General features: G+C 60.1%; 13 protein-coding genes and 2 pseudogenes. 2 read left to right on the top strand and 13 right to left on the bottom strand.

Annotated features, from left to right (window positions below; all coding sequences use genetic code 11):
- Positions 1-52 precede the first annotated feature (52 nt).
- The 3 genes and pseudogenes from istB to IWY39_RS00985 form a co-directional block, all read right to left on the bottom strand.
- Positions 53-820, bottom strand: coding sequence for an IS21-like element ISSsp5 family helper ATPase IstB (gene istB / locus IWY39_RS00995; RefSeq protein WP_145170006.1), 768 nt, complete (start codon positions 818-820; stop codon positions 53-55).
- Positions 817-2,310, bottom strand: coding sequence for an IS21 family transposase (gene istA, locus IWY39_RS00990; protein WP_196871306.1), 1,494 nt, complete (start codon positions 2,308-2,310; stop codon positions 817-819). The genes istB and istA overlap by 4 nt, the downstream gene beginning before the upstream one ends.
- A 118-nt stretch (positions 2,311-2,428) precedes the next feature.
- A pseudogene (locus tag IWY39_RS00985) lies at positions 2,429-2,644 on the bottom strand (transposase); the annotation flags it as partial.
- 76 nt (positions 2,645-2,720) lie between these two features.
- Here IWY39_RS00985 and IWY39_RS00980 point away from each other — a divergent pair.
- Positions 2,721-2,909, top strand: a pseudogene (locus IWY39_RS00980) (transposase); the annotation flags it as partial.
- Between the two features lie 31 nt (positions 2,910-2,940).
- On the opposite strand, the gene IWY39_RS00975 reads toward IWY39_RS00980, so the two are convergent.
- From IWY39_RS00975 to IWY39_RS00930, 10 genes are all read right to left on the bottom strand, one after another.
- A complete protein-coding gene (locus tag IWY39_RS00975) occupies positions 2,941-4,515 on the bottom strand; it encodes a class I adenylate-forming enzyme family protein (RefSeq protein ID WP_107126530.1) in 1,575 nt (524 codons plus the stop codon).
- 16 nt (positions 4,516-4,531) lie between these two features.
- Positions 4,532-5,344: a crotonase/enoyl-CoA hydratase family protein gene (locus tag IWY39_RS00970; RefSeq protein WP_196871305.1), complete on the bottom strand. Its 813-nt coding sequence runs from the start codon at positions 5,342-5,344 to the stop codon at positions 4,532-4,534.
- Positions 5,341-7,065, bottom strand: coding sequence for an acyl-CoA dehydrogenase family protein (locus IWY39_RS00965; RefSeq protein ID WP_107126529.1), 1,725 nt, complete (start codon positions 7,063-7,065; stop codon positions 5,341-5,343). Before IWY39_RS00965 ends, IWY39_RS00970 begins: the two co-directional genes overlap by 4 nt.
- Positions 7,062-8,093 (bottom strand): 3-hydroxyacyl-CoA dehydrogenase NAD-binding domain-containing protein, encoded by a 1,032-nt coding sequence (locus IWY39_RS00960; protein ID WP_107126528.1) that lies wholly within the window; start codon positions 8,091-8,093, stop codon positions 7,062-7,064. Before IWY39_RS00960 ends, IWY39_RS00965 begins: the two co-directional genes overlap by 4 nt.
- Entirely contained in the window at positions 8,093-8,983 is an 891-nt protein-coding gene (locus IWY39_RS00955) for a 3-keto-5-aminohexanoate cleavage protein (RefSeq protein WP_107126527.1), read from the bottom strand. Before IWY39_RS00955 ends, IWY39_RS00960 begins: the two co-directional genes overlap by 1 nt.
- A gap of 11 nt (positions 8,984-8,994) precedes the next feature.
- The gene (locus tag IWY39_RS00950; RefSeq protein WP_107126526.1) at positions 8,995-9,447 is read right to left on the bottom strand and encodes an acyl-CoA thioesterase; all 453 of its coding nucleotides are present in this window, start codon (positions 9,445-9,447) and stop codon (positions 8,995-8,997) included.
- Position 9,448: 1 nt separating this feature from the next.
- Positions 9,449-10,231: a fumarylacetoacetate hydrolase family protein gene (locus IWY39_RS00945; RefSeq protein WP_229380827.1), complete on the bottom strand. Its 783-nt coding sequence runs from the start codon at positions 10,229-10,231 to the stop codon at positions 9,449-9,451.
- 92 nt (positions 10,232-10,323) lie between these two features.
- Positions 10,324-11,367, bottom strand: coding sequence for a gentisate 1,2-dioxygenase (gene gtdA, locus IWY39_RS00940; protein ID WP_107126524.1), 1,044 nt, complete (start codon positions 11,365-11,367; stop codon positions 10,324-10,326).
- Between the two features lie 10 nt (positions 11,368-11,377).
- On the bottom strand, positions 11,378-12,271 hold the full coding sequence (locus IWY39_RS00935; protein ID WP_181316894.1) for a PDR/VanB family oxidoreductase: 894 nt from the start codon (positions 12,269-12,271) through the stop codon (positions 11,378-11,380).
- 87 nt (positions 12,272-12,358) lie between these two features.
- On the bottom strand, positions 12,359-13,435 hold the full coding sequence (locus tag IWY39_RS00930) for an aromatic ring-hydroxylating dioxygenase subunit alpha (protein WP_196871304.1): 1,077 nt from the start codon (positions 13,433-13,435) through the stop codon (positions 12,359-12,361).
- A 160-nt stretch (positions 13,436-13,595) separates the two neighbouring features.
- Between IWY39_RS00930 and IWY39_RS00925 the strand changes: the two genes are divergently transcribed.
- A complete protein-coding gene (locus tag IWY39_RS00925) occupies positions 13,596-14,129 on the top strand; it encodes a MarR family winged helix-turn-helix transcriptional regulator (RefSeq protein WP_107126522.1) in 534 nt (177 codons plus the stop codon).
- The last annotated feature ends 109 nt before the right edge of the window (positions 14,130-14,238 follow it).

The raw sequence follows: 14,238 nt of genomic DNA, 5'->3' as shown, positions 1-14,238 counted from the left end.
GTGGCGTGAGGGCGTAGCCCGAGGGCCACTCCCCCGGGCGTTGGCCTGATTTTCAGGGGTTGCTTTTGGCCTTGCGGGCGCGGCTATGGGCGAGACGGTAGCTCTCGCCATTCATCTCCAGAATGCTGACGTGATGGGTTAGCCGGTCCAGCAGCGCGCCGGTAAGACGCTCGGATCCGAAGGTCTCGGTCCATTCGTCAAAGGGCAGGTTGCTGGTGATGAAAGTCGAGCCGCGTTCGTAGCGCTGTGAGATCAGCTCGAACAGCAATTCAGCGCCGGTTTTGGAGAGTGGCACGAAGCCGAGTTCGTCGATGATGAGCAGCTTGTATCCCGCCATCTGTTTCTGGAAGCGCAGGAGGCGTCGCTCGTCACGGGCCTCCATCATCTCGCTGACCAGGGCGGCCGCAGTGGTGAAGCCGACGGACAGCCCCTTCTGGCATGCTGCCAATCCGAGCCCAATAGCGATATGCGTTTTGCCCGTGCCCGATGGACCCAGAGCGATGCCGTTCTCACGGCGCTCGATCCATTCGCATCGCGCCATCTCGAGCACCTGCATTTTGTTGAGCCTGGGGATGGCGGTGAAGTCGAAGCTGTCGAGGCTTTTGACGGCGGGGAAGCGCGCCGCCTTGATGCGCCGCTCCACCATGCGACGCTCCCTGTCGATCATCTCCATCTCGATGAGCCGGGCGAGGAAGCGGATATGGTCGACGCCTTCGGCGGCGCATTGCCGGGCCAGCTTCTCATGCTCACGAAGGCAGGTGGGCAGCTTGAGCGCCTTGAGATGGTGGGCGAGCAGGATCTCGGGAGGCTGGCCGCTCATGCTGCCTTCTGCCCGTCAGACAGCAGGGTCAGATAGGCTCTGGCAATAGTCTTCTCGACCTTTGCCCTGGGGAGGAAGGGATAGATGTCCAGGTCCAGCCTGGGCGGTATACGCTCCACCCGGCACAGGACCAGGTGCTTGACGGCATCGAAGCTGATGGCGCCCAGATCGACGGCGTGCTCAACGGCCGCCTGGAGATCGGCGATATCGAAGCTCTCCAGCAGGCGCAGCACCTGCACATACTCGCGCTTGCCGTGCTTGTGCATGCGCGCTTCCATCAATCGGCGCAGCGTCTCGAACACCTCGGGTAATTGCCATCCCTGTAGCGGCGCCGCCTGATCCAGCGCATTGATCTTTTGCTCGATCAGCGGGAGATAATGGAGTGCTTGGAAGATGACCTCCTCGCGCTGCCAGCAACGAGGATGCCGGGCGATGACCTCGCTGCGGCAGCCGATCACCACCTCATCGACATAACCCCGGACCCAGACTTCCTGATGCCCCCAAGCCACCGGCACCGAGTAGTCGTTGGTCTTGTAACGCACCAGGGACTGTGACGAGACACGTCCGCTGGTCTGGTCGCAAGCCTCGAAGGGCGAAGCTGGAAGGGGCTGCATCGCGGCCAGATCACGCACCAGGCGTTCGCCGATCGTCTCGCTCTCCCCGCGCAGCTTGTCGCTCTGGCGTTTGCGGCACTGCTCCTCGAGCCACAGGTTGAACGCCTCCCAGGTCTCAAACTTCGGGATCGGCACCATGAAGTTGCGCCGGCAATAGCCGACCAGCCCTTCCACATTGCCTTTCTCGTTCCCCTTGCCTGGGCGCGCGTAGCGATCGCGGATCAGGTAATGAGACAGGAACCCGCTGAACAGCGATGCGCGCTTGCGCGTACCGTCGGGCAGGATCTTCGCCACCAGGCAGCGGTCGTTATCGTAGACGATTGAGCGGGGTACCGCGCCGAAAAAGGCGAAAGCATGGACGTGACCGTCGACCCAGGCTTCGGCCACGGCAGCCGGATACGCCCGGACGTAGCACCCGTCACTGTGCGGCAGATCCAGCACGAAGAAGTGCGCCTTCTGCGTAACCCCGCCAATCTCCACCAACGCTTCCCCGAAATCGGCCTGCGCATCGCCCGCCGGGTGGGCCAGCGGCACGAACATCTCCCGGCTGCGCTGCTCTCGCTCCCGGATGTAATCCTTGATGATCGTATAGCCGCCGGTGAACCCATGCTCTTGGCGCAGGCGGTCGAAAACCCGCTTCGCCGTATGGTGCTGCTTGCGCGGAACGCCACGGTCCCCATCAAGCCAGTCATCGATGGTCGCGATGAACCCGTCCAGCTTTGGACGGGCAGGCGTCGTCTGGCGCCGGTAACCCGGGGGCGACGAGTAAGACAACATCTTGCGCACCGTGTCGCGCGACACATTGAAACGCTTTGCAGCGCTCCGCTGGCTCAGCCCTTCCGCACAAGCCAGACGTACCTTCAGATAGAGTTCCACGCTGAAAATCCCCAGTCCTCCCTGCCAAGCAGAAAGGCTTCAAGGTGGACGACTTTTACGCCGCCCGCAGCGGACCTATCCCGCCGCTACCGTGGCCGAGTATTCCACCGCCGTTCTCATCCGCCACCAGGCGTTTCAGCTTGGCATTTTCCTCCTCGAGCTGACGCAACCGCTTCATCTCCGACGGCATCAGACCTGCGTACTTCTTACGCCAATTGTAGAACGTCGCTTCGCTGATCCCTGCCTTGCGGCACACCTCGCCGACCGATGTCCCATCCTCAGCCTGCTTCAGAACGAAGGCAATCTGCGCCTCCGAAAACTTCGACCTCTTCATCGATCACTCCGTCTCCTGGCCCTCCATTCATAACTGGAATTTCCCAGCTCCAAACGGTCCAAGATCCGGGATGCAGGTCACGGGCCGGAAATCCCGGAACAAAGCCGTAAAATACGACAAGCGCCGCTACAAACGCCGCAACCGCATCGAGATCATGTTCGGACGCCTCAAGGACTGGCGGCGGGTCGCTACACGTTACGACCGGTGCCCAACCGCCTTCTTCTCCGCCATCGCCCTCGCCGCGACCGTCATCTTCTGGCTTTGATCAACGAGTCCTGACCCTAGAGCGCGTCGTTTCATATTAGATCAGCGTATTCTAATCGTAGTTCTTTACGAAGTATTTTTCCTACAGCATTTCGGGGAAGCGAAGGCAGGATCAGTAACGACTTCGGTGTTTTGTACCCCGCCAATCTCTGCCTGGCGAAAGCGATTATCTCTGCAGGTTCGGCGACCTGGGCCGAATGAAGGACAACCGCGCCAACCAACCGCTCAACCCAGCGGGGGTCAGCCACGCCGAAAACTGCGGCCTCTGCAACAGCTGGATGCGAACAAAGCACTTCTTCCACTTCGAAAGGAAAGACGTTTTCGCCACCGCTGATGATCATGTCGTTCTTGCGGTCGACAATGTAAAGGTAGCCGTGCTTGTCTATATGGCCGACGTCACCTGTCTGGAGCCATCCGTCTATTAGCTTCTCGGCGGTCGCCTCCGGCCTCTGCCAGTATCCCGTCATCAGCTTGGAACTGTGGATAAGAATTTCGCCTAATGGTTCGGAGCTACGGTCATCTTCCGGTTCGATCCGAATTTCTACATCGCCGATGGGACGGCCGCAGGAACGCAGCAGGTGCGCCCACACCGGATCCATCACCGCTTTGCGGTGATCAGACGGGCTCAGCGCCGTGATCGTGCCGCCCTCTGTCGATCCATATGCCTGCGCAAACTCGCAAGCCGGTAGCGCCTGCATAGCACGATGGAGCAGGTCGCTCGGCATCGACGAGCCAGCATAGACGATCAACCGCAACTTCGCGGCTGCCTCTGCCAGCATCGGCCGAGTCAGAATATCCCCAAGCATTGTCGGCACGATGTGGATATTGGTCACCCCTTCGGCCGCCATAGACGCAACCACATCATCCGGATCGAAGCGTTCGCGGATAATAGTCGTGCAGCCGGACGCAAAACTGGGAAACATATAGTACCAGATGCCACCCACATGAAAAAGCGGCATGGCCATCAACGTGACGTCGTCAGGCGTGAAGTCGAACGCGGCTCGCGCAATATCCCGACAGTTGGCGACTGCACCGGCGTGAGGAAGGAGCACTCCTTTTGGCGCACCCGTGGTCCCACTTGTATAAAGCAGGCAGCAGGGATCGTCACCGGAAGGGTCCCCTGCCGGCGCCACGCCTGCTCCTAAGTTCACGAGACCGGCATAACTGCCCGGGCTCGCGTCATGCGGATCGATGACGAACATTCGCGGTCCATCCACGAACTCCTCTTCAATAGCGGCAATGCTCTCCTGAAAGGCGCTTTCGTAGAACAGGGCGCGAGGTTTGCAGTCCTGAACCAGGCGGGCGAGCTCCGCTGACGACAATCGCGAGTTCAACGGAACCGGGATAAGGCCCGCTGTACAGAGCGCCAGCAGGACAGCGGACTCGATGCGCCCCAATGCAAGGATGGCTACACGGTCCCCGGCTACGAGCCCCTGCTCGATCAGCGCAGCGGCTATCGCGTTGGCCTCCGCCCGAAATTCAGAGAAGCTGATGTCCCGATGGCGATCTCGGAAAGCAATCTTCTCACCAAAAACTTCGGCGGCCATCGTTATGACGTCGCCAAAGTCCTTTGCTTCATCCCAGTTGATGGCTTGCGTGGAGCCCATAGTCTGCAACTCCAGATCAGCGAGACGGCGGCGTGTCGAGGCGACGGGCGCGCTTTTCGAGGAAGTCGGCTAGTCCTGACTGAGCTTCAGGACTCGACTGGACGAGCGCCGCCATGATGGATTCGACGAACAGACCATCATCATGGCTCATATCCTGAATACGCGCTAAAGTATTGATGATGGCATAGTTCGACACCGAGGAGTTCTCAGAAATCAGACCCGCGATCTCACGGGCCTTGGCCAGTGAGTTGCCCTCCGGCACGATATACTGCACGGCATTTGCAGCCACCGCCTCGGCAGCATTCATGACACGCGAGGTGAGCATCATGTCCATCATCCGCGCTGCCGAGATCAGCCGAGCGACGCGCACCGATGCGCCTCCGCCGACATAGATGCCCCGCCTGCCTTCGGGCAGCGCGAAAAACGTCGTTTCATCGGCAATGCGAATATGTGTGGAAGCAGCAAGCTCAAGACCTGCTCCAATGGTGGCGCCACTGAGCGCCGCGATCCAGGGAATATTTCCCTGCTCCATCTTGTTCATGATCGCACCCTGCGCGCGCGAGGCGTGCAATGTGTCGATGGGCGATCGCTCCTTGTGCTCACCCAGATCGAGCCCTGCCGAGAAATGCCCGCCATGCCCGAAGATGATCCCGACCTTCGCGACCTTCTGCGCCTGGTCGACAAACTCGCCGACCTGCTCAAACATATCCTGGCGCATGGCGTTGCGCTTGGAGGGGCGGTCGATGCCAATCAACGCGATGTCGCCTTCGATCTGGAAGGTGATTTCCTGTGCCCCGCTCATGGTCTTCTCCTGAATTGTCTGATTCATAGTGCTTCAAACAGAGCGAGTCGCCCTGCCCCCAGTAAAACTTCCGCCCGCTCACGCTCCGAACGCGCTTCAAGATCGGAAAGCCAATAACGACCGGCAGCTGAAAGCCGGTCCGCGATCGGATCGCCGGAAAGTCGCGCCAGCCGAACTGCACTCCAGCCGGTGGCGGCAAGCATTGCCAGCCGCAGGAAAGCGGTAGCGCCTGCCTCTGCTTCCAGCGGCGTCTCTTTCATCGCGATGAGTTTGTCTGCAGTGCGGTGCAGGAGGTCCAGAGCCATCAAGGCGGGCTCGGCCCAACTTTCATTGCCTGCACTGACCTCTTCGCGCGCGGCGGCCAGGAAGCTGGCAAGTCCCGCACCATTGTCCCGCCACAAGCGCCGATGCAGGAGATCAAGAGCCTGGATGCCCGAGGCGCCCTCCGCAATAGACATCATGCGGGCATCGCGCAGCCATTGTTCGACGGGCCACTCACGCGTGTACCCTGCGCCACCGAGAATCTGGATAGCGTCGTTGGGAACGTCAAACCCGGCTTCAGAACAGCACGCCTTCAAAATCGGAAGCAGCCACTGAACGATGTTATTCGACTCCGTACGCTCGGTTTCCGCCTGATACGGCATCAGATCGAGCCGGAGAGCCTGCTCCAGCACGAGCGCGCGTAGAACCTCCACGCGGCTGTGCATGTTGAGAAGCAAGCGTTGAATTTCGGCATGCTGCGAGATCGCGACGGGCGGCTTGCGCGGATCGCCGCCCTGACGCCGCTCCAGCGCATATCCGTGAGCCACCTTCGCAGCTCCATAAGCCATGCCGACACCTTCGATGGCGACCAGGACACGCATGTTTTGGATCATCACAAAAAGCTGCGACACGCCGCGGTTGATCGTGCCGATCAACTGACCTTTCGCGCCCTCGAATCCCATCGCGCATGTCGGCGAGCCATGCAGTCCCAGCTTTTCCTCAAGCCGGCGTACGAAGACGCCGTTCGGAATCCAGCCGCCATCAGTGCCCTGTACGACATTAGGAACAAGGAAGAGGCTTAGCCCTGCAGTACCCGGCGGCGCGTCTGGAGTGCGTGCGAGTAGCATGCACCCGATCCGCTCGACCATGTCGTTATCGCCGAACGAGGTCCACATCTTTTCGCCATCGATCTGCCAGCTGCCATCGGCCAGCGGCGTCGCGCGCGTCCGGATTCGCCCCACATCGGATCCCGCATCGGCCTCGGAGATGCCAATTGATGCAGACCACTTGCCTTCGACGAACTTGGTGATCCATTCGTCACGCAATTCCGGCTCTGCGAATGCCTGCAACACGAGGGTCGCCGCACGCTGGGGACCTGCAATCATGCCGAAAGCCATGCACGCGCGATCAAACATTTCCCGGCACGCGACGTTCACAAACGACGGCAATCCCTGACCGCCATATTCGACCGGTTGATCGACGGCGTTCCAACCCTGCTCAACGAACTGCGTCCATGCCTCTTTGTAACCGGTCGCCGTCTTGACCCTGCCATCGACGATCCGGCACCCCTCCGCGTCACCATTGCGGTTGACCGGGAACAGCACTTCTTCAGCGAACCGCCCCGCTGCCTCAAGGATCATCGACAGGCTATCCGAGGCGATTGCCTCCTCGTCGTCGACAGCTGCCTTCAGGGCACCATAGCTGGGGATCGCTTCGATCTGGCGCAACAATATGGCAGCCTGCTGCCCATATTCGGTATCATTCATTCCTGGATCATCCTCTTCGCCTGATCGGCCATGGGCGACAGTGGCGGCGTTTCCGACTTAGGGTCTCCCGGGAACGGGTGATCCTCTCCAAAGCGCGCGAACGCGATCAGCGTCTTGTCTCGCCAGTCCGCCCACTCTGTGTTTGACATGTTCATTTTCAATTCGTCGGCACCCTCGATCAGCGCTCGGCGAACTTCCGGAGTCAGGCTCGGGGACGCCAGGGCATCCCACCAGCGCTGTACATCACCTGCAAAGCGATCGAGCAGGCTCTCCAGCCCCCCCTCACCTCCAGCAAGGTTCCAGGTCATGAGACTACCCATCAGCGCCCAACGGGCGCCCAAGCCCCATCGGACAGCCCCATCGATATCGCTCGCGCTGGCGACCCCCTCCGCAAGGCAAAAGCTCGCCTCTCGCAACAGCGCGAACTGGAGGCGGTTTACCAGGTGACCTACCATCTCCCGTTTCACCAATATCGGTCGTTTGCCCAAGTCCCTGTAAAACGACAGGGCAAGATCAACCGCTTGGGGAACTGTCGCCTCTCCTGGCACGACCTCAACGAGAGGGATGATGTGCGCTGGATGGAACGGGTGCCCGACCAGGAGTCGCTCCGGCGCTTGGCAATATGACTGTAACTGTGTCGGCGGCAGTCCGCCACTGCTCGAAAGTATCAGGCGGTCGGCAGGAAGATGAGCATCAATCTCAGCGACGATGCCGCTCTTGATGCCGGGATCCTCAGGCGCGTTTTCCTGGACCAGGTCCGATCGCGCCGCCATCTCAGCAAGCGAGCCAGCAAAGGCAAGGCGTTCGACGGGAGGGCTTCCCTTTGCCAGGCCCATCGCTACCAATGCGGGCCAACGCTCGTTGACTGCCGAGCGAAGCCGTTCCTCCGCACCCGCTGCCGGGTCGCTCGCCAGCACCGAATAGCCTCTGGCGAGCAGCAACGCTGCCCAGCCATAGCCCACGGCACCTGCTCCTGCGAGGCCGACGGTGCGAATGGATGCGATTGGAAGGAACGGCTGCTGGGTCATCAGTTGCGCGCCGGCAGGCCGATCATCTCGCGTGCCTCGCCTGGCGAAGCTGGCTCCATCCCGAGCTCGCTCATGATACGGATCTGTCGCTCTACCTGCATCTCGTTGGTCGCATGGACGCCCTTGCTATACATCAGGTTATCCTCGAGACCGACGCGGACGTGTCCGCCGAGCAGCAAGGCCTGGGTCGTCGCGGGAACCTGCGCATTACCTACTGCAGACACGCACCAGATTGCCTGCGGCGGCAGAAGCTTGACCATCTGCGACAGGATGTCATTGCTGTACGGCATCGCGCCCTGGAAGCCGCGATCCACGCCAAGCACGATGTTGACGTAATAGGGAGGCTTGTCGAAGCCCTTGGCAATCAACCGGGTCATATCCTGCATGATGTGTGCGGGGTTGAACACTTCCCATTCCGGCTTGATCTGCCGCTCGGTGAAGATTTCGGCCATGCGGTCACATTGCGACGGGCTCGTCGGCACCAGCATGTCGCGTCCGTTGAACGTGGCGCAAACGGTGAAGCCGTCGAACGTCGCCATTTCGGCACCAGCGTCGAGCCCTTTGATACGCTCTTCGAAATTCGCTTCCCAAAGACCATCGGGGCGCTCGACCATGATGTCTCCGTCGACACCGCCGCCCGTGGAATTGTTGGTGATGATGTTGGTGCGCTCGCGCACAAGCTCGTTGATCCGGCGATAAATGCCAGCGTTACAGGTTGCCTCATCGTCCGGCCGACGCGCGTGAATGGCCGCGATGGATGCGCCAGCCTTCCACGACTTGAAGATCGACTCTGCGATTTCCTCCGGCTGCGTCGGCAGGTTCGGGTTCTGCGCCTTCTTAGCCATACCGCCGGTTGGCGCGACGGTGACAATCACTTTACGGTTCGACATCTGTTGTCCTCTCAAGAAACCGGTCGTTCAATTCTATCGAGCGGATGCCGAAGCGGCGCCTCGCTCTCGAGTTCTGCCCGCACCTCGTCTGGTATTGGCTGGGAGCGCATTCCTGCCGCCGTCTTCTCAATCCAGATCCGCGTTTCTGCGGCATCTGCAAGGCAGACCTCGTCCCTGAGAAAGCGATGCTCGAACGAGACTGATTTGGTGCCAATCTTGCTGACTTTTATCTCATGGATGAGCGTGTCATGCAGGATGGCCGGGCTGTGGAAGTTCATGGAATAACCCGTCGACGGCAATCCCCGCTGGCCCGTCTCCGTCGTAGCCGTGGGATCGACCCCGAAAGCTAGGAACATCATATTGACCCCCTCGACCATCCATCCTGCGTAATGCGGAAAGAAGATGATGCCGGCGGGATCGCACTCGCTCCACTGGAGCAGCCGGGAATAACGGAACTCTCGCACCTCAGGCCGCCTTTCCGTCGAGCAGAGCAGGCAGGATAGAAATGCGCAGACTTCCGATGTTCTCGACCGAAGCGTCGATCACGTCGCCGGGCTCGACTGGACCGACACCGGCGGGGGTTCCGGTCATGATTACGTCGCCCGGGTGCAGCGTATACAGCGCACTGGCATATTCAATCAGTCGCGCGACGCCGAGAATGAGCAGGCTGGTTCGCGCCTCCTGCTTCGTATCGCCGTTGACCTTGAGGCTCAGTGCCAGATCGTCGGGATCGCCAATCTCGTCGGGCGTGACCAACCATGGCCCCAGTACGCAATAGCCGTCCGGGGATTTGCGATAGCAAGGCGTTTCCTTGCCGCGAACTGTCATGTCCAGTCCGGCTGTGTATCCCGCAACATAGTCGAGCGCCTTTTCGCGCGGTACATGCCGGGCGGTCTTGCCGATCACGATCACAAGTTCGATTTCGTGATCCGTGCGGCGATCCGCAAACGCTACCCTGAAGGGTTCATTCGGCCCGATGAGACTGCTGTTCGCTTTCAGGAACAGACCATATGCCTCAAGCGTGGTGAATGTTTTTCCCGCGTTGATCTCGGGGTCGGCGTTGGCTTCCTCGATGTGAGCATGATAGTTGACCGGCGCACCCATAATCTTGTGGGGGCGCGCGACCGGGCTTTCCAGAACCACGGTCGAAAGATCCAACGAAGGCCTGACATCGATATCGATCCCGGATTCGAGCACGGCGCCGAGCTGGGCGATAATCGCATCGCCAGGCTCAGCAGGCCAGCTCATAGTCCGATCGAACAGATCGGTGATGTCGTGAACGGCATTGCCCTGAACGACACCGATGCGATCATGATTGAAACGACAGATTTTCATGTCTTCTAGCCCCTGAATTCGCGCCAGAGGCCGAGTTTTTCGTGAACCGGTCGATCGGAATAAACGAAGAAAACGGCGTCTTCGGACGCTTCGAATTGATGGGTCGTCCAGCCTGGGATGGCGACGATGTCCTTTGCTCCGAGTTCGAAGCGGGCGTCTCCGACTGTGGCGCGCAGGCGCCCCTCGACGACGACCAGGACAGCCCCGTCGCTGGATTTATAGCTCTTGGTCGAGCATCCCGCGGGTAGAAGCCGCATGCTCGCAGCAATGGTCGGTATCGCCCAATCCCCAGTCGTAGGGTTTACATAGCGGAGCGCGAAACCAAAATAAGGGTCGGGCTCGCCGGTGCGAGAGATCGTCTCGAGCGATTCCCGCGTTCTGGCATAAGGGTAATTGAAGATCGGCGACGTCGCCTGCGGCTTGAGGTCGATCGGCAGCAGACCGGCACCGTAGCGTGCATCCGCGTCGCCTTCCGGACGCATTAGGCTATGGGCGCGATCATTATATTCTTCGCGAAAGCCAGTGCCCAGGAACCGGACGAGGGGAACGTCGAGACCATCCATCCACACGACAGGCTCGTCACCATCATGACCATGATCGTGCCAGGTCCAGGCTGGCGTGATGATAAAATCGCCCGGATGCATCGTCGTGCGCTCGCCATCGACGGCAGTGAACGCCCCCTGCCCTTCGATCACAAAGCGCAGGGCTGACTGGGTGTGGCGATGGGCTGGCGCAATTTCACCCGGAAGGATCAGCTGCAGTCCAGCGTAGATGGTGTCCGTGATCTGCGACGCGCCGGGCAGGCCGGGGTTCTGCAGCACGAGCACCCGTCTTTCCGCTTCTTCCGCCGTGATCAACGATCCGGCTTCGAGGAGGCGCGGCCGAACCTGCGCGTAGCGCCAAGCATGGGGGACCGCTTTGGGGCGCGGCTCACTGGGTACAAGGCCCTTCAGCGATTCCCAGAGCGGACCCAGATGCTCGCCGTCGAGAGCGTCATAGTAAGTTTTGCGATCCTCATTGGGGACAGCAAGGCCGGTCGAAGTCGTCATCGCTCGATCCTCATGGAATTTCGATAGTGACCGTGCCGGTCACGCGCGACACGCAGGAACAGAAGTGCTTGGCCTCCTGCCGTTCGCGCTCGCTGAAAAAGACGTCACGATGGTCGATGGTACCGTCCAGCGAGACGACATCGACCGCACACAAGCCGCATTCGCCACGCCGGCAGTTGAAAATCGGGTCGGCGCCAGCCTCGTCGAGAATGTCCAGAAGCGTGCGATCAGCCGGAACGATCAGATCAAGACCGTGCTGCGGCAGGACGACGCGAAACGGCTGAGCCGGAGCGCCACCCATATTGCCGAAGGTCTCGAACCGCAGCCGCTCGGCCGGCCGCCCAGCCGATGCCCAAATGGATCGGACCCCTTCCATCATCGGGCCTGGGCCGCACATGTAGACTTCCGCGTTTAGCGGGAGATCCGCGACCAGGTTGGACAGGTCGGCGACGCCAGTTTCCTCGTCGATCGATGCGAGAAAATCGTCGCGGAACTCCGAGGCGAGGTCGTCCAGAAACGGCATCCCCGATCGGCTGCGTCCAAGGTAGACGAAGCGGAACGGCACGTGATGCCGGCGCAATGCCCGCGCCATGCCGATCAGCGGCGTGATGCCGATGCCGCCGGCCAGGAGCAGCACGAACGGTGCCTCGAAGCCGAGCGAGAAATGATTGGATGGCAGAGTCGCCATGAGACGATGCCCGCTAGCAAGGGTGTGCATATAGCGCGACCCACCCCGACCATTTTCAAGACGACGCACGGCGACCCGGAGGCTGGTGTCGGACAGCCTCTCAACTACCGAATAGGATCGCACTTCCTGACGGTCGGCAATCTCCACGCGCACGTCGATGTGGCTGCCCGGGTCGAAAGCAGGCAAACGCTCGTCATATTCCAGTTCGATCGACATGACTTCGGCGCAAAGCGGCCGCGCATCACGGATGATGACTTCATTCCAATCCATCACGGGTGCTCTTTTTGAAGGGGCCGTTCGCGCTTATTCGGCGGCGACTGCAAATGGCGTTTGAGGGCCATGTTCAGCGGCGATGGCGCGATCGATCTTGCGGCGCGCCCACATTGCGGCGCCGTCGATGTTCAAGAAGTAGAACTCCCGCTCCGGAAATTCATCGACGGCCTTTTGCTGCAGCTCGAGCACAGTCTTGTCCTCGCCGAAGATCGAACGCGCCGATTCACGCCATACCGTGGTTAGCTTCTGGTCATTGAGCTTGTAGTCGCGCAGAAACGCCCAGAAATACCTACATGTCGTTGCATTGACCGGCGTTGCCGTATGAATGACGAACCCGGACAGCCCCTGGCTCCTGTCGCCTTCGGGTGCGCCCGTGCCGGTGGGCGCGACGCCAACATCGATCGTGACCGTGCTTGGCGTCCGGAAGGTGATCATCTGCCACCGGTCGACATCACCCGGCTTGCCCAGCTGCTTCTTGAAGAACGGCGGGGGCTCGATCCCCACCATCCACCGGGTCAGATAGACCGCGGCGTCGTCATGTCTCACCGTGAACGGGCTTTCCGCGACAGCATCGTTGCCGATACTCGATCCATGCACGAACGTCTCGTGGGTAAGGTCCATCAGATTGTCGACGAGCAGACGATAATCACAGGCGAGATCGGTTACCCCGCCGTCGCCGGCCCACTTGTCATCCTGGTTCTGGAACAGGTTCGGGATCAGGTCCGGGTCTGCAAGCGCAGGATCACCCATCCAGATCCAGACGAAGCGATGACGCTCGACCAGTGGATAGGTCTTCACGGACGCCGAAGGGTTCAACGTCTCTTGCGAGGGCATATGCGTGCATCGACCCTGACGATTGAAAACGAGGCCATGGTAGCCGCACTTTACCTGATCGCCGTTGAGGCTGCCCGCCGACAGGGGCAGGAACCGGTGCCAACACGCGTCCTCGAGAGCAACGGGCGTGCCATCTGCACAGCGATACAGCACGACCGGCTTGTCGCAGATACGCCGCGCGAGGAGCTTGGGCTCGATCTCGTAGTCCCATCCAGCAACATACCACGCGTTCATCGGGAACGTCGGCATTGGCTGCGACTCATGCTTTTCCACGACATCTCTCCTTCCAATGTCCTTATGTTTTATAAGTATATTCGGATTGAGCTTGTGTCAATGTCGTTCGTCACGCATTCTCCTTCGGGAGGGGAGACAAAATCTCTCCGAGAATTTTTCCCAAAGAGCCCACGGCTCTGCAAAAAATGTTGGATCTTGAATGAGAACTGCAAGGATTGCGCAACGACGCAACCGGATTTCGGTGGCAGAGGGAGGCGCTCCGCAGGAAGAATGCGATCTATCGGTCGTGAGCGATACGTTTGGCTTCCTGGCGCGCGCTGCGCAACTACAGACCTTCCGGGCTTTCTATCGCGAATTCAAGGACGTGGGACTGACCCCGCCAAGCTACGCCGCCCTTGCAATCATCGGATCCAACCCTGGCGTGCGCCAAGGCTTTGTCGCAAGCCTGCTCGGCTTTCGCGAACCTAACATGACGAAGCTGGTGAAGGAACTCACCCTGGCTGGTTTATTGGACAGGGTTCGCAGAGAAGATGACAAGCGAGCAACGGGTCTCGAGCTTACCGAAAAAGGGCGCATTTTTGTAGCTGAGATGAATAGCAGGGCTCTTGAGCTGGATCAGCTCTACACGCAAGGCTTGAAGAAGGGCGAGCGTGAGACGCTACTTCGTCTGCTGAAAACGGTCTTGAAGAATAAGGCTCTGGAAGTGGCAGAGATCGTCGAATTTCACGACTAATCATGAGATTCTTGACTGAGCCTTTCGTCGCTCGAACATCATCATGTTGACGAACAATAAAAAGGGGCGCGACAGCAGTCGCGCCCCACTTCGCATTTGTCCAGCTATC

This window comes from Sphingobium sp. JAI105 (genome assembly GCF_015752145.1).
Lineage (GTDB): Bacteria > Pseudomonadota > Alphaproteobacteria > Sphingomonadales > Sphingomonadaceae > Sphingobium > Sphingobium xenophagum.
Note: the sequence above shows the minus strand (reverse complement) of the source record. Positions and strands in the feature narration are given on the sequence as shown.